The 19,734-nt window shown below is 61.7% G+C and carries 16 protein-coding genes; 7 read left to right on the top strand and 9 right to left on the bottom strand.

Translation table 11 applies throughout. The features are described 5' to 3' along the window. Positions 1-45: 45 nt before the first annotated feature. Positions 46-336 carry a HalOD1 output domain-containing protein gene (locus tag NGM07_RS08775; RefSeq protein WP_253519569.1) on the top strand — a complete coding sequence of 97 codons (291 nt, stop codon included), beginning with the start codon at positions 46-48 and terminating at the stop codon, positions 334-336. 192 nt (positions 337-528) lie between these two features. Here NGM07_RS08775 and NGM07_RS08770 read toward each other — a convergent pair whose 3' ends face one another. The 4 genes from NGM07_RS08770 to NGM07_RS08755 form a co-directional block, all read right to left on the bottom strand. Next, positions 529-1,269 carry a helix-turn-helix domain-containing protein gene (locus NGM07_RS08770; protein WP_253519567.1) on the bottom strand — a complete coding sequence of 247 codons (741 nt, stop codon included), beginning with the start codon at positions 1,267-1,269 and terminating at the stop codon, positions 529-531. 84 nt (positions 1,270-1,353) lie between these two features. After that, a complete protein-coding gene (locus tag NGM07_RS08765; protein WP_253519565.1) occupies positions 1,354-2,481 on the bottom strand; it encodes a zinc-binding dehydrogenase in 1,128 nt (375 codons plus the stop codon). 1 nt (position 2,482) lies between these two features. Further along, a complete protein-coding gene (locus tag NGM07_RS08760; RefSeq protein WP_253519563.1) occupies positions 2,483-2,896 on the bottom strand; it encodes a nuclear transport factor 2 family protein in 414 nt (137 codons plus the stop codon). A 114-nt stretch (positions 2,897-3,010) separates the two neighbouring features. After that, entirely contained in the window at positions 3,011-4,459 is a 1,449-nt protein-coding gene (locus tag NGM07_RS08755; RefSeq protein WP_253519561.1) for an aldehyde dehydrogenase family protein, read from the bottom strand. Between the two features lie 214 nt (positions 4,460-4,673). Here NGM07_RS08755 and NGM07_RS08750 point away from each other — a divergent pair, with 214 nt between their 5' ends. Beyond that, a complete protein-coding gene (locus tag NGM07_RS08750; protein ID WP_253519559.1) occupies positions 4,674-5,795 on the top strand; it encodes a mandelate racemase/muconate lactonizing enzyme family protein in 1,122 nt (373 codons plus the stop codon). A gap of 56 nt (positions 5,796-5,851) precedes the next feature. On the opposite strand, the gene NGM07_RS08745 is transcribed toward NGM07_RS08750, so the two are convergent. Together NGM07_RS08745 and aldA are read right to left on the bottom strand one after the other, a co-directional pair. Then, positions 5,852-6,904: a zinc-dependent alcohol dehydrogenase family protein gene (locus NGM07_RS08745; RefSeq protein WP_253519557.1), complete on the bottom strand. Its 1,053-nt coding sequence runs from the start codon at positions 6,902-6,904 to the stop codon at positions 5,852-5,854. A gap of 1 nt (position 6,905) precedes the next feature. Next, complete coding sequence (aldA, locus tag NGM07_RS08740; RefSeq protein ID WP_253519556.1) at positions 6,906-8,351, bottom strand: aldehyde dehydrogenase; 1,446 nt, start codon at positions 8,349-8,351, stop codon at positions 6,906-6,908. 341 nt (positions 8,352-8,692) lie between these two features. On the opposite strand from aldA, the gene NGM07_RS08735 reads away from it, so the two are divergent. Genes NGM07_RS08735 through NGM07_RS08720 form a run of 4 tightly spaced genes read left to right on the top strand, consistent with a single transcriptional unit; the run spans position 8,693 to position 14,291 of the window. After that, positions 8,693-10,354 (top strand): ABC transporter substrate-binding protein, encoded by a 1,662-nt coding sequence (locus tag NGM07_RS08735; protein WP_253519553.1) that lies wholly within the window; start codon positions 8,693-8,695, stop codon positions 10,352-10,354. Between the two features lie 27 nt (positions 10,355-10,381). After that, positions 10,382-11,338 (top strand): ABC transporter permease, encoded by a 957-nt coding sequence (locus NGM07_RS08730; RefSeq protein WP_253519551.1) that lies wholly within the window; start codon positions 10,382-10,384, stop codon positions 11,336-11,338. Then, complete coding sequence (locus NGM07_RS08725; protein ID WP_253519548.1) at positions 11,338-12,219, top strand: ABC transporter permease; 882 nt, start codon at positions 11,338-11,340, stop codon at positions 12,217-12,219. Before NGM07_RS08730 ends, NGM07_RS08725 begins: the two co-directional genes overlap by 1 nt. Continuing rightward, a complete protein-coding gene (locus tag NGM07_RS08720; protein WP_253519545.1) occupies positions 12,216-14,291 on the top strand; it encodes a dipeptide ABC transporter ATP-binding protein in 2,076 nt (691 codons plus the stop codon). Before NGM07_RS08725 ends, NGM07_RS08720 begins: the two co-directional genes overlap by 4 nt. A gap of 257 nt (positions 14,292-14,548) precedes the next feature. Here the strand turns inward: NGM07_RS08720 and NGM07_RS08715 are convergent, their stop codons facing one another. Then, entirely contained in the window at positions 14,549-15,751 is a 1,203-nt protein-coding gene (locus NGM07_RS08715) for a Cdc6/Cdc18 family protein (protein ID WP_253519543.1), read from the bottom strand. A 919-nt stretch (positions 15,752-16,670) separates the two neighbouring features. On the opposite strand from NGM07_RS08715, the gene NGM07_RS08710 reads away from it, so the two are divergent. Continuing rightward, the gene (locus NGM07_RS08710) at positions 16,671-17,819 is read left to right on the top strand and encodes an FAD binding domain-containing protein (RefSeq protein WP_253519540.1); all 1,149 of its coding nucleotides are present in this window, start codon (positions 16,671-16,673) and stop codon (positions 17,817-17,819) included. An 88-nt stretch (positions 17,820-17,907) separates the two neighbouring features. On the opposite strand, the gene NGM07_RS08705 is transcribed toward NGM07_RS08710, so the two are convergent. Continuing rightward, positions 17,908-18,210, bottom strand: a complete 303-nt coding sequence (locus NGM07_RS08705; RefSeq protein ID WP_253519537.1) for a helix-turn-helix transcriptional regulator — start codon at positions 18,208-18,210, stop codon at positions 17,908-17,910. Between the two features lie 994 nt (positions 18,211-19,204). Continuing rightward, positions 19,205-19,630, bottom strand: a complete 426-nt coding sequence (locus NGM07_RS08700; protein ID WP_253519534.1) for a VOC family protein — start codon at positions 19,628-19,630, stop codon at positions 19,205-19,207. Positions 19,631-19,734 lie beyond the last annotated feature (104 nt).

The raw sequence follows: 19,734 nt of genomic DNA, 5'->3' as shown, positions 1-19,734 counted from the left end.
GTCGTCTGATGGGAGTTTAATGCACGCCACCGACTACTTGTAACTGTGCCCACCACTGCAAAACACTCCTCGATCTCGGCCGAGCACCGCTCGCGCTACGACCCCGCCCAGACCGACGAAGTGAGCGTCAAGATCTGCGAGGCCCTCGCCGACGTTGAGGGCGTCGACATCACCGAACTCGACGTGAACCTCTACGAGCAGATCGACGTCGACGCCGTCGACGCGCTTTTCCAGAACGCCTCGCCCGACCAGGACTGGCATCTGGAACTGACCGTCGAGCAGTACACCGTCTCCGTCCATAGCGACGGACGAATCTACGTCAGTCCCCGTATCTGAGTCGGTTTCTATCGGCGGTCTTCTGTCGGTTCTACTTCGTTTCTCTACGGAGGGGCCGTTCTACGGTCGAACCGAGAAACGACTCCGTTTCGCACTAACCGCTTTTACACGTAGACTCGTCCAATCGGTTACTAATCGATTTACTCCAAGTGCTAACTTACGGCCGAAAGTGACTGGCTTTCCGTTTGTCTGCTAGGCGCGCTTGTCATGGTCGAGGGACTTTCGGCGGCCGTCCGTCGCCGAGAGGTTGATGTACTTGATGAAGAACTCCATGATCTTCTTCTCGGCTTTCCTGAGGTGTTGAGACGCGGTCGTTTTGGCGATGTCCATCTCGTCTGCGAGCTCCTGGAGTGTGATCTGCCGAGGAATCTCGAAGTATCCCTCGTTGAGTGCCTTGTTCAGAATCTCACGCTGGCGAGCGGGAACCGACTCAAGCATCTCGTGCCAGACGGTCACGCTCGGCGTTATCTTCCGCTGGAACTCCCGAGAGACGTATTTGACTTCGACGGTTCCGAAGCGTTCGAGCAGTTCGACGGCGAGCGACAGGTCGTCTCGGCTGGTCAACAGCAGGTCGAAACTCTCGGTACCGTTCTGGAGTTCGCCGAATCCACCGAGTGGGAGGAAGCCTTCGTGGAGTAGCAGTTGAAGCGGAGTGTACTCGAAGTGTTGGCCCTGTATCATCAGCGTCGCCGAGATCCGATCCGGCCCCTCGACGTCGTACTCTTCGATGACGTCTAACGATACCGTGTTCTCGTGCTCTCGGATCGTCTGGACGACGGCGTCGTAGTCCTCGGCCGCGGTTTCGAGCGCGAGAAGACCGAAATACTGCCGGTCGCGGAACGTGGAGGCGAGAAATTCGCCGAACACGTCGTACTTCCGGAGCTCGGCCGTCCAGTCGTCTTCGTATCGAACGGTCACTTTTGCCGTTAACATTCTCGGCACCGAATTTCGCGGTGTTGTGCTGGAGTTCTACGACGATATCTGATAACCGTTGTGCTACGACAGTGCGTCGGCCGGCTACCACTTGGGAACCAGTGTCGCCCTCGTTATCTCGCGCGCTTCGGACGCTTTGAGTGCGTCTTCGACCTCTGCGAGTGCGTATTCCGCGTCGAGGAGGTCTTCGTACGGATAGTCGTCGATGGTGTCGGCGAGGAACTCCAGCGCTTCGTAGAGCTTCCAAGGGTCGTACTCGACGGCCGTCGTCACGTCGATCGACTTGCGAGTGAGCTTCCCGGGGTCGAAGTCGATCGTGTGGCCGGGCCGAACGTTCCCCATCTCGAGGTACCGACCACCTTTTCGGAGCAGTTCGATGCCTTCTCCGAACGCTTCCGGGACGCCGGCCACTTCGATGGCGACGTCGGCGCCGACGCCGTCCGTCAGTTCGCGAACTCGGTCGGCCCGCGCGTCGACGGTGTCGAACTCCCGGAAGTCGATGACGTGGTCGGCACCGAACTCCTGCGCACGTTCGAGGCGTCCGTCGAACCCGTCGATGACGATGGTTTCTGCTCCGCACTCGTTCGCGTAGGCGGTCGCGTTCAACCCGAGTCCGCCCGCGCCTTGGACGACGAGCGTGTCCCCGTATTCGAGACCCGTTCGGTCGAGTCCGAACATCACCTGCGATAGCGCGCAGTTGGCGGCGGCCGCCACGCCCGGATTCGATTCCAGCTCCTCGGGGAGCTTGTAGAAGTGATTTCGCGAGTGAAGGTAGTAGTGCGTCGCCCACGGCGCGTGGAAGTGCGGCCAGACGTCGGGGTGTTCGCCGGTGTGTTCGTAGTCGTTTTCGCAGCGGTAGAACTCCCCGCGTCGGCAGTGTTCGCATCGCTGGCAGGTCTGGAAGTAGACTGGCGCGACGAGGTCACCTTCTTCGACGGGAGTGCCCGCGTTGTCGGTTTCGACCTTCTCGCCGAGTTCGCTGATTCGACAGATGGCCTCGTGACCGAGGACGCAATCCTGCAGCGGATGGTCGCCTTTCCAGACGTGGAGCTCGGAGCCACAGACGTTGGTCCGTACGACTTCCGTCACGACCGCTTCCGGGTCAGGGTCGGGAATTTCGTACTCTCTGAACTCCAGTTCCCTCGGACCGTCGATGTAGACCAGTTCGCCGGTTTCCGGGATGGATTCTTGGTCGTGCTCTTGGGTCGCCATCTCAGTCCTCTGCCTCCGCCTTGACGTTCGGGACGTCTTCGGGCACTTCGTCGACGTACCCGCGGTAGTCCAGGTACGCCCGGAAGGCGACGATCTCGTCGTCGTCGTTGAACTGGAAGACGTCGCAGAGCGGCACGCCGTCTGCGGATCGACCGACCCGCGTCTCGCCGTCGAGATACCCCTCGCAGACGACCGTGTCGCCCGCCTCGTGGAACCGCTCCATGTGGTGTTCCCCGCCGGTGAAGAACTCCCCGTTCGCCTCGTAGAACGCTCGGATGTCGTCGCGTCCGCGGACGACACCCTCTCGAGAGGAGTGCAGAACCGGCTCGTCGGCGTAGAGGTCCATGACCTCGTCGGTTCCCGCCGAAGCGCTATCCATCAGTTCGAAGTACCGCTTGGCCGTTTCGACGCTCATCACCCATTCGTAACGAAAGATGTGACATACGGCTTGAGGTGAACATGGCATCCCGTTTATAACGGTTCTCGTCGACCGACTCCGAAACGGAGAAAATCCGCAGTCCGCCGACTCTCAGCGACGGGAGATGTTCGCGCAGACGTTCTTTACCTGCGTGTAGGCGTCGACGGCCGCCAGTCCCTTCTCACGGCCGAAGCCGCTCCGCTTGAAGCCGCCGAACGGTGTCTCTTCGCCGCCCGCGAACCACTCGTTGATGAAAATCTGTCCCGCGTCGACGTCCCGAGCGAACCGGTGGGCGCGGTCGTGGTTCTCGGTGTGGATTCCCGCCACTAGACCATAGTCGACGTCGTTCGCGATCTGGATGGCTTCTTCCTCGTCGGAGAACTCGATGACTGACAACACCGGCCCGAATATCTCCTCCTGGGCGATGCGCGCGTCGTTGTCCATGTCGTCGAAGATGGTCGGCTCGACGAAGTAGCCCTCGCGGTCGGGGACGCCCCCGCCGACGACCGGCTCGCCGACCTCTTCGCGCCCGATATCGAGATAGCTCGTGACCTTTTTGAACTGGGCCTCCGAGACGAGCGGCCCCATGTCGGGGTCCTCGTCCCCGGAGCCGAGTTCGAGGTCGGCGGCCCTGTCGGCCAGTTCGTCGACGAACTCCTCGTGGATGTCCTCGTGGACCAGCAGTCGAGACCCCGCCGAACAGACCTGCCCTGCGTTCGCGAAGATTCCCGCCATCGTGCTCTCTATGGCGTTCTCGAAGTCGGCGTCCGGAAACACGACGTTCGGACTCTTCCCGCCGAGCTCGAGGTGGACCTGCGTGACGTTCTTCATGGCGGTTCGACCGACCTCGATTCCAGTGGGGACCGAGCCCGTGAAACTGACGCCGTCGACGTCGGGGTGTTCGGCGAGCGCGGCGCCCGCTTCGTCGCCGAAACCGGGGACGACGTTCAATACGCCGTCGGGAATGCCGACTTCGACCGCGAGCCGGCCGACTTCCAGGGCGGTCACCGGGGTCTGCTCGGCCGGTTTCACGACGGCGACGTTCCCGGTCGCCAGCGCCGGCGCGACCGACCGTCCGAAGATGTTTATCGGGAGGTTCCAAGGGATGATTTGGCCCGTGACGCCCAGCGGTTCCCGAACGGTGTAGTCGACGTACTCGTCGGTCAGCGGGATGCTGTCGCCGTGGACCTTGTCGGCGATGCCCGCGTAGTACTCGAAGTACCGCGCACACGTCTCCACGTCGCTCCGGGCGTGCGACAGCGGCTTGCCGTTGTCGCGCGTCTCCAGAAGCGCCAGACTCTCCTTCTGGGCGCGAATCTTGGCGGCGAGGTCGTTGAGCAGCCGACCGCGTTCCTGGGGAGCCATCGAGTTCCACTTCGAGAACGCCGCCTTCGCGGCGCCGACGGCGGCGTCGATATCGGCCGCGGTTCCCCGTGCGACTTCAGCGAACGCCGTTTCGGTCGCGGGATTACGCGTCTCGAATCGGTCACCGTCGCTGGCCGCTATCGATTCGCCGTCGACGAGGAGGTCGTAGGTTCTGAGTTCAGTCTCTACCGACATCGTCCTAACGAACCGGCAAAACCCCTATTCCCGTTGTGCTGAACATGAAGGTCGGTATAAGTTACCCGGCACGAGTACGGCCAAAAAGGAGCCTCCGATTCGTTCCGCCGCACGAAGCCGGTCGGCGGCGTGTTCGGACACGGTTTCGGTACTCGTTCACACATGTTCGGGTGAACTATTATACGAATCTACCCACCACCTTCGAGCGACACCTATGGAGATCACTGACGTCAATCAGTATCACCTGCGATACCAGATGGAACACGGCTGGGAGCCAGCCTGGAAGCCGGGATACGAACAGACCGAACACGAGGTCCTTCTCTTCGAACTCGTGACGGACGCGGGCATCTCCGGCGTCGCGTCGGCGTCGGGCTTCGCGGGCCGGATGGACTACCTCGAACTCGCCGAGATGTTCCTCGTCGGCGAGGACCCGCGGAACGTCGAACACCTGATCGAGAAGATGGACCCGCTCAACCTCTGGGGGCCGCGGCCCTGGCACTTCGAGGTTGCGCTCTGGGACATCGTCGGCAAGGACGCCGGCAAGCCCGTCTACGAACTGCTCGGCGGGAGCGGTGACCCGATTCCGGCCTATGCCTCGACCGGTGAGCGCCAACCCGCGGCGGAGCGACTAGAGTACGTCCGCGACCGGGTGGACGAGGGTTTCGAGGCCGTGAAACTCCGCTGCCACGGCGAGGACCCGGGTCCCGACCTGGAGGCCGCCCGGCAGATTCGCGAGGAGTACCCCGACCTGACGCTCATGATGGACGCCAACATGGGCTGGAGCGTCCCGATGGTCGACGTCGAGAAGTGGTCGTTCGGCGAGGCACTCGCGGTGGCCCGTGAACTGGAGGACATCGGTAACGTCGGCTGGCTCGAAGAGCCGCTCGACCGTCGCGACTACGCAGGGCTCGCACGCCTCCGCGAGAAGACCGACATCCCCATCGCCGGTGGAGAGTTCAACAACGGAATGCACCACTTCCGAGAGTTCGTGAAGCAGGGTTCGCTCGACGTACTGCAACCCGACGCCGTGCTGGCGACCGGTATCCTCAACGGGAAGAAGGTCGCGGGCATGGCCGAAACCCACGGACTGGAGTTCGCTCCGCACACGTGGAACGACGGCCTCGGGTTCGCGGCCAACCTCCACTTGCTCGCGTGTACGAACGCGCGGTGGTGTGAGTATCCCATCGAACCGCCGGGCTGGACGCCCGAGTCGCGGGACTTCCTCCTGAAAGACCCCATCGTCGCCGAGGACGGTGCGGTCGAACCGCCTTCGGGACCGGGTCTCGGGGTCGAACTCAACTGGGACCTGATTCACGACCTCGACCGGTCGGAGTGAACGAAAAACGGGGTCGACAGACACCATCGAAAACCCGGAACGCATCCGGCAGTCTCTCAGAACGACGTGACGACTTCGATGCCGACGGTGCCGAAGTTGTCCATCGCCGCCAACCGCTCCGAGACGTCTTCGAGGGCCACGCGCTCGGTGATCAGTTTCTCCGGGGAGAGTTTCCCCGTCGCGATCATCCCCAGCAGTTCGTCGTAGCGGTTCGGCGGCATCCCCTTCGCCCCGACGAACTCGATTTCGTCGTTGATCATCCCGTCGACGGGCAGCGAAATCTCGCCCGCCTCCTCGTCCGTCGTCATCCCGACCTGGACGTGCTGGCCTTGCGTTCCGAGACAGGCCACCGAGTTCCGGCACGTTTCGGCGATACCGAGCGCGTCGACCGAGACGTCCGCGCCGCCGTCCGTGATGGACTGGATCTCCGCCGGAACGTCCGTCGTTTCGGCGTCGACTGTGGCGGTCGCGCCGACCGCGGCGGCCATCTCCAGGGAGTCGTCGCTGAGGTCGACCGCGACGACGTTCGCGCCGAGCGCGTCGGCGACGTGGACTGCGGAGAGGCCGACGCCACCGCAACCGTGGACGGCGAGCCAATCACCGGCTGAGACGTTGGCCTTGTGCGCCAGCGCGTGGAACGACGTCGCGAACCGACACCCAAGGCCGGCCATCTCAACGGCGCTCATCGACTCGGGGAGGTGCGTGGCGTTGAAATCGGCGTGGGGAATCGCGAACTCGGAGGCGAACGCACCCGGCAGGTCGGGGCTGAACCCGAGACTGAGTCCGTTCGCACAGACCTGCGACTCGCCGTCCCAACAGTGCTCGCAGTGGCCGCACGCGACGTTGAACGGGATGCCGACCCGGTCGCCCTCGCGGAAGGTCTCGACCTCCTCCCCGACGGCGACGACCGTTCCGGCGGGTTCGTGACCCAGTACGTGGCCCTCCGGAGGCGTGCCCGGCCAGTGGCCCCTCCAGCCGTGCCAGTCGCTTCGACAGATACCGCAGGCCTCGGTTTCGACGACGACGCCGTCCGGTGTCACCTCCGGCGCGTCCCGGTTTTTGATCGAGAGCGGTTCGCCATACTCCGTGAGAACTGCTGCTCGGCTCATATTAACTGTAGTCGTGGTAAACGCTCTTCAGTTGGGTGTACTTCAGCACGCCGTACTTGCCGTCTTCGCCGCCGAGCCCGGACTCTTTCCACCCGATGTGGTGGCCCTGCCACGCCTCACCGAGCGTACGATTGAGGTACGTCTCGCCGTACTCGAGTTCCTCGGCGGCGCGCATGGCCGTCCGGTAGTCGGTCGTGTAAACGTACGACGAGAGGCCGTACTCCACGTCGTTCGCGTACTCGATCGCCTCCTCGACAGACGAGACGGGAACGATGGGGGTGACCGGACCGAACACCTCCGATTGGATGACGTCCATCGACTGGTCGACGTCCGTCAGGACCGTCGGTTCGTACCAATAGCCCCGTTCGAATTCGCTCCCCGCTGGCGTCTGCCCGCCGAGTCGAACCGACGCGCCGTCGTCGACCGCCGACCGGACCGCGTCGTCGGTCTTCCGTAACTCGGCCGTGTTCACCTGCGGACCCATGTCCGGGTCGGTCGTCGGGTCGCCGACCGACACCGCGCTGGCGGCCTCGACGTATTTCTCGGTGAACTCCTCGGCGACCGATTCGTGGACGTAGACGCGCTCGGCGCACGTACAGACCTGGCCGGCGTTCGTGATTCGTGCGGTGAGTACGTCCTCGACCGCCTCGTCGATGTCGGCGTCGGCGCAGACGATGGCTGGCGCCTTCCCGCCGAGTTCGAGCGAAACCGGCGTTAGCGAGTCGGCCGCCGCGCGCATGATGGCCTTGCCGGTTTCGGTGCTCCCCGTCATCGTCACGTAGTCGGTTCGGTCGGCGGTCACGAGTCGCTCGCCGACCTGGCCGCCCCCCAGAACGAGGTTGACGAGCCCGTCCGGGAGGTCGAGTTCCTCGTCGAATCGTTGGAGGAGACGAATCGTCGCCAGCGGCGTCTCCTCGCTGGGTTTCACGACGATCGAGTTGCCCGCGATGAGCGCCGGGAACACCTTCCGAGTGAAGATGGAGATGGGGTAGTTCCACGGTACGATACCGACGACGGTTCCCACAGGGTGGCGCTGGAGGTGGATGGATTCGCGCTCGTTGTCGCTGGGGACGATGTCGCCCTCGATGCGTCGGCCCCAGCCGGCGACGTACCTGGCCAGGTCGGCCGTCGCGACGATTTCGCTCTCGGCCGACGAACGCGGCTTGCCCTGCTCGGCGACCAGTAGCGGCGCGACGTCGGCTACGCTCTCCTCGATGACGTCACCCATCTCGCGCAGGAGGTTCGCTCGCTCGATTCCCGGGCGGTTCTTCCACTCGTCCTGGGCCCTGTCTGCGGCGGCGAGCGCGTTCGATACCTCTTCGTCGGTCGCCGACGGCACCGTCGCGACCACTTCTTCGGTCGCGGGGTTGATCACGTCGAACGATTCTGTTCCGGCCGTGCACCACTCGCCGTCGATGTACTGTTTCGCGATGGGGGGTTCGACCATGGAATCGAGCGTTGATTGTGGGATACCGGAATTAACGTTTCGGGAGCACATGTGTACGGGTAGCAAACGGTACTCCTGGAGGTCGTCGACTCTCGACCCAATCTCGCTCGTCGGAGTGCTTCGTTCGCTTGGCTTTCGGAATTTACTCGCGATCCGAGTCGGCCGAAAACGCCGATCGAAGACCGAACGAACCGCTTCGAGCTACTTCCGGCCCGAAATCGAATTCTTCGATTTCTCTCCGGTCAGAGGTGCGGATTCTCGGCCGAGAGGTGGTTTAGTATAAAAAGGGACTACTATATTCGACCGAATTGTTAACCATTGTTGCTGGGTTGTGGTGACGTATGGCGCGCACCCCGAACGACAGGCGGACGGTGCTCAAAACCGGACTCGTCGCTGGTTTGGCTGGATTCGCAGGCTGTACCGGGCAGAACAACGATCAGGGCAGCGGAACGACTCAGACCGCGAACTCGGGCAGTAGTGGGACGACGGATTCGGACACCGAGACGCCACAAAACCTTCCGCGCGGCGGTCACATGCGAGTCGCGTGGGGGCAGGGAATGCAGTCACTCTCTCCGTTTAAGGGGTACAAAGCGGACTATCTCGCCAAGGAGACGATGTACGATCGACTGACGCGCGTCGACCGGGAGTTCAAAGTCCAACCGAACCTCGCGAAGAAGTGGGACACGAACGACGACTACACCGAGTACACGTTCCACCTGCAGAAGAACGCCACCTTCGCCAACACGGGCGGCCAGAAGGTGCTCGCCGAGGACGTCAAGGCGACCGTCGATTTCATGCGGTCGGACAAGTGTTCGGGTTGCGAGAAGGACCTCTCGCCGCTGAAGAGCGTCGAGGTCATTGACGACCATACGATCAAGTTCACCCTCAAGCGCTCGGACACCGAGTATCCGCGCCGCATCTCCGAGACGGGGAGCACGTTCTGCATCGCGCCGAAGAACGTGCTCGAAGACGACCCCTCAAAACTCGAACAGACGGACTACGGCAGCGGTCCGTTCACGGTCACGAACTGGCAGAAAGGCAATTCGACCACCTTCAAAGCGAGTGATAGCTACCACCTCGCCGGGGTCGACGGCAAGCCGCTCCCGTATCTGGACAAGATGACGTGGAAGGTCCAGCCGGACCAGATTGCGCGGGTGAACATGCTCACCGACGGGCGAGCCGACAGCCTGAGTCGACTGCCAGCGAAGCTCACCAACAAGGTCAAAGGACAGGCCAAGCTCACCCAGCGGACCAGCGGGCTCCAGATGCCGATCGTCTTGAACACGACCATCAAACCGTTCCAGAGCCTGGCCGTCCGCCAGGCGATGAAGTACGGGATGGATCGAAAGCAAATGCTCGCCGCGATCTCGAACCGTGGCTCAATCGGTCACCACAGTCCGATTACGCCGATTCACAAGTACTACGACGACAGTTTGGACAAGGGCCACATGTTCGGGACGACCGCGAAACCGAAGAAGGCCAAACAGAAGCTCAAGGAAGCTGGCCACGGCGGCGGTCTGAAGCTCCCGACTCTCTTCTACGACACGGGCCGTCCCGAGAAGCAGGTGTTGGCACAGGTGTTCAAACAGCAGATGCAGAAGATCGGCATCACGTTCAAGATCAAGCGGCTCACCGAGGAGAACTGGCTGTCGAACCACTGGAACAAGGACGACACTTGGTACGTGAGCAACTGGTCGACGCGCGTCGTCGACAGTACGATTCCGCTACTCGCGATGCACTCCGACGGGAAGTGGAACACCGCCAGGTGGAGCAACGAGGAGTACGACAAGACCCTAAACAAGGCGGTGGCCGCGACCGACGAGAAGAAGCGCGCGGAACTGCTGGCGAAGTGCCAGCGTATCAACCACGAGAAGGGCGCGTGGCTGGAGACGGTGTTCCCCGACATCTTCGGCGCCTACAACGAGAACGTCCAGAACTACGAGTTGTACCCGACGCTGATCAAGGATCACCTCCAGTACGCCGCTATTTCACAGTCTAACTAACCCAGCCACTATCGAAGAGAGACAACAATGAACAAACTGTATCTGGTGAAACGGGTGGCGGTGGCGTGTCTCTCGCTGTTCGTCGTCGCGAGCGCCGTCTTCGTCATCACGCACGTCCTCCCGGGGAGTGCGGCCAACGTCATCCTTGGGACGCAGGCGACCGACCAGGCCATCGAACAGACCCGCGCCCAACTCGGACTCGACCGCCCGCTCACGGTCCAGTACGTCGACTACGTCGTCGGCGTCTTCACGGGGGACTTCGGGACGAGCCTCATCTCGGGCCAGCCGGTCCTCCAGATGATATGGCCGCGACTGATACGGACGATGCAACTCGCATTCGTCGCGATGGCCATGTCCATCGTCACGGCGATCCCGCTCGGCGTCCTCGTCGCCGCCAAGCGTGACACGATCGTCGACAGCGCCATCACGAACCTCGCGTACGTCGGCGTGAGCGTCCCGTCGTTCGTGAGCGCGACGCTGTTGTTGCTCGCGCTGACAAGGCCGCCCTTGAACCTGTTCCCGAGTGGTGGCCACGTCCCGCTCAATCAGGGGGTCTGGCCGTGGCTCTACCACTTGCTGTTACCGGCGCTGGCGATGAACGTCATCGTCTTCGCCTACGTCCTCCGCCAGACCCGCTCGTCGATGGTCGAAACCCTCGAGTCCGATTACATCCGGACCGCCCGCCTGAAGGGAATGGGCGAATCGAAGGTGCTGTTCAAGCACGCGCTCCGCAACGGCCTGCTGCCGACCATCACCGTACTGGCGCTGAACTTCGGCTGGATGATGGGCAGCGTGGTAATAATCGAGGAGATATTCGCGTATCCCGGCATTGGCCGCCTCGTAGTTCAGGCAATCTCGAATCGCGATCTGCCGCTTATCCAGGCAGGCATCCTCATCCCGACGGCCGCGTTCATCCTCGCGAACCTCGTGGCTGACATCGTGTACTCCGCGTTGGATCCCCGAATCACCTTAGGTGATAGCTGATGGCGACGAAGGATACGACTTCGTTCCGTGACCGACTTCGCGTGCCCGACCTCGTGTACGAACTGCTCCACAACCGAAAGGCCGTCGTCGGACTGTCGATACTCGTCCCGATAATCGTCGTCTCGGCGCTCGGCCAGACGATCACCCCCTACGATCCGCTGGCCAACCACATCCTCGACCGGTATCAGGGGCCCAGTGGTCAGTACCTGCTGGGGACCGACCATCTCGGACGCGACCTGCTGTCGCGGGTCATCGTCGGCGGGCGAACGAGCCTCCTGTTGGGCTTCGGCGCGACGGCGCTCTCGCTGTCGCTGGGCGTGCCCATCGGTCTCGTGGCCGGCTACTCGAAGGGTCGCGTCGACGAGGTGCTGATGCGCGTGATGGACATCGTGATGAGCGTGCCAACGCTGTTGCTCGGCCTGCTCATCCTCGTCGCGCTCCCCTCGAACGTACTGAACGTCATCATCGCCATCGGCCTCGTGTTCACGCCACGTATTGCGCGCGTCACGAGATCCGCGACTCTCGTCGAGAGCGAGGAACCCTACGTCCTCGCCGCGCAGGCGCGCAACGAGTCAGACGTTCACATTCTCTTTCGGGAGATACTGCCGAACGTCACGGCGCCCATCGTCGTCGAGGGCTCCATCCGCGTCGGTTACGCCATCATGATTGCGACGTCGCTGTCGTTCCTCGGCCTCGGTTCGGGCCCGCCGTACCCCGACTGGGGCTTCATGATCGCGACGGCTCGCCAGCACATCTACGAGACGCCGTGGTACCTAATCTGGCCGAGTCTCGCGCTGATGCTGACGATAATGGCCACGAACTTGCTAGGCGACGGCCTCAGAGACGTCCTCGACCCGAAGACGGCTAACAAATCACGATGAGCACCCAACGAACACACACCGAATCCGAACAGTCTGGCGAACTGCTGCTGGACGTCGACTCGCTGAACGTGGAATTCGACGTCGGCGACACCAGCATCAAGGCGCTCCGAGACGTATCGCTGACGCTTGAGAAGGGCGAAACCCTCGGCATCGCGGGCGAGAGCGGTAGTGGAAAGAGCACGCTCGCGCTCGCCATCGTCCGGTACCTCGACAGCAACGGCCGGGTTTCCGGCGGTTCGATCGACTTCGAGGGCACCGACCTACTGGCAGCGTCGAAGGGCGAGCTCCGGTCACTTCGCGGGAACAAAATCGCCCACGTCGCCCAGAACCCCTCGACGGCGCTGAACCCCAGTTTGACCATCGGCGAACAGATCGAGGAAACCATCGAACTCCACCAAAGCGTCGCGGCGGAGACGTCGGCGACCGACCGCGTCCACGAGGTTCTCGACCAGGTCAACATCCCCGACCCCGAGGACGCGGCGACGCGGTATCCCCACGAACTCTCGGGCGGCCAGCAGCAGCGAGCGCTCATCGCCATCGGGCTGGCGTGCAACCCGGACCTGCTCATCCTCGACGAACCGACGACCGGCCTCGACGTGACGACCCAGGCGAAGATCCTCGACCTGATAGAGGAGCTGAAGACCGAGTACGACTCGGGCATCCTCCTCATCACTCACAACCTCGGCGTCATCTCCGAGATCGCCGACCGCGTCAACATCCTGTACGCCGGCGAGATGATGGAGAAGGGCAGCGTCGAGGACGTGTTCATGTCTCCGTCGAATCCCTACACGCAGGCGCTATTGGCGACCACGCCGGAACTCGGGACGAACAAGGACCTACGGCCGATTCCCGGGCGGATTCCCGACCTATTCGAACTGCCTCGGGGCTGTATCTTCGCCAACCGCTGTGAGTTCGCGACCGAGGACTGTCACGCGGGGGATATCGAGATGGAGACGGTCGAGTCCGGCCACGAGTCGCGGTGCCACCGCTGGAGAACCGTCGTCGACAATCCCATCGAAGTCGAGACAGGCGACGGTCGGACATACGACCCCGGCGAGCCGATTCTCGAAGCCGACGAAGTACAGAAGTACTACGACGAGGGGTCGTTCGTCCAGAACCTGCTCGGCGACCACGATCCGGTGAAAGCGGTCGACGACGTCGAGATTGAAGTCCGCAAGTCGGAAACCGTCGGCCTAGTCGGCGAGAGTGGGTGCGGAAAGAGCACCCTCGGTCGAACGCTCCTCCGACTTCACGAGCTGACCGACGGCACCATCGAGTACCGCGGCGAGGATATCTCCGAACTCGCGAAATCGGGCGTCGACGACTTCCGGGCAGAGTGCCAAATCATCTTCCAGGATCCCGAGGCGAGCCTGAATCCGAACAAGACCGTTCGGCAGATACTCGAGCGACCGCTGAAGTTGTTCACCGACGAAGACGAAGTGGGACGAACCGAGCGAATCGAGTCGCTCCTCGAGCAGGTGAACCTCGGACGGGACATCGTCGAGAAGCGCCCGCACGAGCTATCGGGCGGCCAGCAACAGCGGGTCGCCATCGCCCGGGCGTTCGCCGCGAACCCGGCGTTGGTCATCCTCGACGAACCGGTTTCCTCGCTCGACGTGAGCGTCCAGGCGAGCATCCTTAATCTCCTCGACGAACTCCGCGAGGAGTACGACACGTCGTACCTCCTCATTAGCCACGATCTGAGCGTCATCGAGGCCATCTGCGACCGCGTGGCGGTCATGTACCTCGGCGAGATTATCGAATCGGGCCCGGTCGCGGATATCTTCGGGCCGCCGTACCACCCCTACACCCGGGCGCTTCTGTCGAGCATTCCGTCGCTCGCGCCCGAGGAGGAGACGAATCGAATCAAACTGGAGGGAGACGTTCCGAGCGCGCGCGATCCGCCGAGCGGGTGTTCGTTCCACACGCGCTGTCCCCAGAAAATCGGTGAGATTTGCGAGTCCGAGGACCCGTCGTTAGCAGACGTCGAAGGCGAGTCCGAGTCGCACTGCATCGCCTGCCATCTCGACGAACCGGAGATGCGGAAACCGCTCGACGAACGACCGGAGTAGTCGGTTGACGTCAGTACCTGCCGTGTTTGCGTATCATCATTCTTCCATTGGGATGCCGAATGAGGTATTACACTCTCTCCGTGGTTGACTGGCACCTTCCTGCGTAGAACGGACACACCTCACACCGAGTGACAGCTACAATTCCAGATTGAATCTTAGGAATGGACACACCTCGTACCGAGTGACCAAATCTGCGGGTGACTTACTAGAATCAGCGATAAATGCTCTGAAACGGCAATGCGAAAAACCAAGTTCACCTAACTCTGCTCCACAGCTTTGACTACGACCTGAGAGTCACCCATCAGTCGGTGTTCGAGGTAGCTTCCTTCCCCGGGTCCACCGCCAGTGTGATTACTCTCTGTGATTCCCAAGAAGGATTGTTCTTTGAGAAGGCGGTACACACGGTCCTCCGAAAGCGGAGTACTTCCTTCTTGTTCGACAAGTCGCTCGTAACAGGTGTAAATTTCGTGTGTTCGAAATGCGTTTCGATCGTTGTTCTCGGTGAGGAGTGCAAGTGCTCGAAGCGTGTGTTTCACGTGCGGCGTCGTTCCACTGATTAACTCCTGAAAACGGTTGACCTCCGCTTCGGTCTGAGCCTCGTCGACGTGGGCGACGGTGACTGTTTCATCGCCAACCTTCTCTGCGAGCCGTCCAGATTCGTACAGGATATCGATGGCCTTTCGAGCGTCTCCGTGCTCCTGTGCAGCGAGTGCTGCCGCCTTCGGAATCACGTCACCCGCAAGGACACCCTCGCTGAACGCGTCTCGACGGTTCTCGAGGATGTCCCGAAGCTGGTTCGCGTCATACGGATGGAAGAACAGCTCGTTGTCCTGTAAACTCGAATCGACTCGTTCGTTGAGCCGTTCTCGATACTCGATTTTGTTACTGATACAGATAACTCCGACGTGCACGTCGGCTTTTCCGCTTTCACGTGCCCTTGAAAGACTCCGTATTATCTCGTCGTTTTCAAGTTTATCTATTTCATCGAGAATGACGATGTACGAATCAACATCGTGTTCATCAAGTAGTTCCCAGGCGATGTCTCGGTAGTCTGAGGCGCTGATGCCGACGCGTGGGATATCTACCTCGGCAGTAAGGTTCTTGCCGAGTTCCTTCGCCATCTCCCGGCTGGCTTTCGCTTCCGTCTGGTAGTCCGAGCAATCAACGTATGAGTATTGGAGGGTGTACCCGTTTTCGGTTGCTCTCCGATGGGCCTCTCGAGTGGTACACCGCGTAACGAGTGACTTGCCTGTCCCCGTTTTCCCGTAGACGATTATCGTCTCCGGTGGACCGCCTTGTATCGCTGGTCCCAGCGAACTTCCGACCTCTTGTACTTCTTCGTCTCGGCCGACAACTCGGGTTAACTCCGGAACATGACCGACACGGAGCAACTCCCGATTAGCAAAAACATCTCCTGTCTCGAATATATCGCTGAAGTCCGATTCCGACGCACCCGTCATAGGTGAAAGCTATTACACTCAGGTAATAAAGGCAGCGATACCGCATAACGAGTGAGGTGTCTTAGAGCCGCCGATATTACGCTATTTTGTATTATAGAGTGGCTTTATGTATATAGTCACTTGGCATCCCACTCCGGACACCGAGTGAGAACGTAACGAACATACCTGCACCGAGTGCGCGAATCTTGTGCAGTATTTTGTTCCCACTTTCTCAGTCCAACCTCGATGAGGTCCCACTGTCACTCGTTGTGGGGTGTGTCTCGACAGCCAATTTTCGCCTGCCGTCGTCGGTGTTGTCACTCGTTACGGGGTGTGGGTCTGCGTCGATGCTCTGGTTTTGAAATAGTAGAACGGAGTTCCCAAGGGGAATCCGAGGACGATTACGACCCTGACTCGACCGTCACCGTCGCGTTCGCCGGCCGGTCGAGCCACGGGTCGAAGTGAACCTCCCCCGAGATGGGCGCACCGTCGCCGTCGGCGACTGTTCCCGTCACGGGGTCCGTGACGTTCTCGCCGTAGCTCGACGGGCCCTTCTACGTCCTCTGAAGAGAGCGACCGATGGCCTCCTCAAAGCGAGGGCGAGAACGGAATCGGTACTCCGAGACTTCCTCTCGGTTATCGAGCGTGCCCTTCGAAAAGAGCAGATTGGTCGAACGTCTTCCGTTCGTGACCCCGTGACGCTACACCGGAATCGATTGTCCACAGGCGGGGCACGCAGTTCCGCCTCCGGATTCTTCGAGGTCCGAGACTTGGCCGGTCCATCCGCAGATCGGACACTGCGCCAGTTCGGTCTGAGACATCACTCCATGGTTTCACTCCGACGGGAAAAACGTGGTGGCGCCCGCGCTCGCTGCACCGAAGTTCGTCGAACACGCGAGGGCCGCGCGACTTTCGTGTCTCGGGTTCCGTACTCTACACCGTGTACGACGGCACCGACTCCCTCGACGTGGTGCTCTCGGGCGGGTCGATGGCCGGACTGTTCGCGGCCATCGCGCTCGACCGCTCGGGCCACGACGTCACGGTGTACGAGCAGTCTGCCGGCGAACTGAAGAGTCGCGGGGCGGGCATCGTCGCCCAGCCCAACGTCCTCGAATTCCTCTCGGAGTACGATATCGCCGACCCCGACGACCTCACCGTCGCGACCGAGCGCAGGGAGTACCTGGACCGCGACGGAAGCGTCGCCCGATCGTACGAGGAGTCGATGACCTTCACTTCGTGGGACGGCGTATACCGCCAGCTTCGTTCGGCGTTCCCGGACGACCGCTATCGTATGGGCCGGGAGGTCGTCGAAGTCCAGACGGGTGGTGAGCGCGACCTGGCCACTGCGAGGTTCGCCGACGGGGAGACGGTCGCGGCCGACCTCCTCGGCGTCGCGGAGGGCGGTCCGTCGGCGACCCGCGAGCGACTCCTCCCCGACGTCTCGCCCGAGTTCGCCGACTACGTGGCGTGGCGCGGGGTGGTCCCCGAGGCCGAACTTCCGGACGAGGTCGTCGAAGCCTTCGAGGACACCTTCGTCTTCTACTCCGGGTCGAACCTGCTGATTTTGGGCTACCTGATTCCCGGTGAAGACGGGTCGGTGGCTTCCGGCTCGCGGCGGCTCAACTGGGTCTGGTACGACCCCGCGGGCGCGACGGTCGACCGCGAGGCGCTATTGACCGACGACTCCGGCGTTCGACGGACGTTCTCGGTGCCGCCCGGCGCGGCGTGCGAGCGAGTCGTCCGAGCGCAACTCGAACGGGCCGACGACGTGCTTCCGGCGGTGTTCACCCGTCTCGTCGCCGGGACCGACGAGCCGTTCGTGCAGGCCATCTACGACCTTCGGATTCCGCGGCTGGTCTTCGACCGGACGTGCTTGCTCGGAGACGCGGCGTTCGTCGCGCGACCGCACACCGCGGCGGGCACCTCGAAGGCCGCCGGCGACGGGGTGACCCTGGACGCGGCGCTCGACCGGTGCGACCGACTCGACCGAGCGCTTTCGGCGTGGGCCGACGACCGACTGGACTACGGGCGACGGCTCGCCGCGAGCGGCGAGCGGATGGGCGAGGAGCGACTCGGACTCGCAGAATGAGCGGTTCGGTGTGGTACCGCCGTCTGTTGGCCTCGACGCTGGAGGCAGTTCCACTGAGTTATCGTTCCACGACACTACCACGGAGCAGCTACTCGGCTCTCGTGGACTCCTCCTGTTCGTCGTCTATGTACTGTTGTTCCCACTCTAGGCGGGCGCTGATTTCTCGGTCGCCGCGACTCGTGAGTCCGTAGTAGTTCGTGCGACGGTCGAGTTGCCCCTTCTCGACCAGACCCTTCTCGACGAGTGTGTCGAGATTCGGGTAGAGGCGGCCGTGATGGATCTCCTTGTCGTAGTAGTTTTCGAGTTCCTCCTTGATGGCGAGGCCGTGTGGTTCGTCTTTGCCCGCGATGGCGTACAGCAGGTCGCGCTGGAAGCCGGTGAGGTCGTACATCGTTATATATTTCACTACTTTCCGGAGAATACTAAGAGTACTGGCCGTAGTTGTGTCTACTATCTAATTCGATGAGTTTTCTTCCTGGTCGAGGACGCCCAGCGAGGAGTTGTCCGAGGCCATGGGCAAACTCGTGTACCAATACGAAAGCGCTCGAAAAACAGATGCGATATCCAAATTCTCAGTCAGAAGCACTCCTCTTGAACAGCTCTCTTTCTTTCATCAGAAGGTCACGGTTGAATCACAGTCGAATCAAACCATTCTCCAGCCTCGAAATCACTGCTCGCCCTTTCTCCGGGAGTCACTCAATCTTCACACCCGGCCTGAACACCCGCAAAAAAGGGTAAGACCAGTGTTTTGATGGAGAGTGTGACGTCTTTCGATGGCCGTGGGCCATGGGACGTGCGCGTCCACGAGATGGTGGTATTCGGACGCTCGCTGGCGATAGCCGGTGATTCGCCATTGCAGAATCGTGGGTATTCGCATAGGTTGTCGTGTCGGTGCCCCGCTATCCCGGAAAACCGCATGACAGCAGCCATGTGTGAATGCACGACCAGTGAGCCTGTCGACGAGCCTTGGTCGTTCGCTCTGTTAGAGAGTGCGCGCACGCTGCTTTCTCACCGGGCACTGCGCCCGTTTTTCAGCACTTCGACTTACACCGCTCTTTTCTTTCCCTCTCGGATGCATCCGCTCACACTTCACCAAGACTCACGACACAGGGCTTCTTGCGGGTGAATTCGCTGAGTGTGAATCGACAGGGACCAGCAGGCGACGCCGACGATAGCGAAACGACCGTCTCAGGGACGCTCATCGAATGTGGAAGCCTGTGGAGTCCTCCAGTCCGATGCGTCGCTTATGATCGCGAGTGGTGCATCTACTCTCATTGCTCGATAGTGAGGAAGTCTCGCCGGGTACGGCGAGTGAGGATATCACCCTACGTGTGTCGAACGCCAGTGAGGTTCCACTCGGGAGCGACGCTCCTCAGAAGTTCTACTCAGGCTTCGAGGAGTTCGACGAGATTACCCTCTGGGTCGCGGAGGAAGCAGATTGTCGTCCCGCTCGCGGTCGTCTGGGGTTCGCTCAGCATTTTGACATCCGACGGGAGCTCCTCGTAGAAACGGTCGAGGTCGTCGACCGCGACGCCAAGATGTTTCGCGCCCGGTTGGTTGACGTGCGCTGTGTCGTGGGCGTCGCCTTCGGGGTCGTATTCGACGAGTTCGACGCGGGCCGACCCGCCGTCCAGATGCGCGAAGTTTCCGGTCGCGCCGTCGACGCCGACACCTTTCGAGAACTCCTCGCCGGAAACGCTGAATCGGTCGAGGACGTCGAGGCCCAATACTTCGTTGTAGAACTCAACCGCGCGGTCGAGGTCGGTGACGGTCACGCCGAAGTGGTGTGCGGTCGGTTCGGTTTCGGTCATACGTGATAGGGCGGTTGGGACTCGGAAAACGGTGTTCGTTTTGGTCGGTCTGGGGGCAAGCGATTGATTGTCGAGTTCGCGGTACTCGACTCACCCGATGAGGA

Origin of the sequence: Halorussus vallis (genome assembly GCF_024138165.1) — an archaeon.
Taxonomy (GTDB): domain Archaea; phylum Halobacteriota; class Halobacteria; order Halobacteriales; family Haladaptataceae; genus Halorussus; species Halorussus vallis.
The sequence above is the reverse complement of the archived record's forward strand: the minus strand, read 5'-3'. Positions and strand labels throughout refer to the sequence as shown.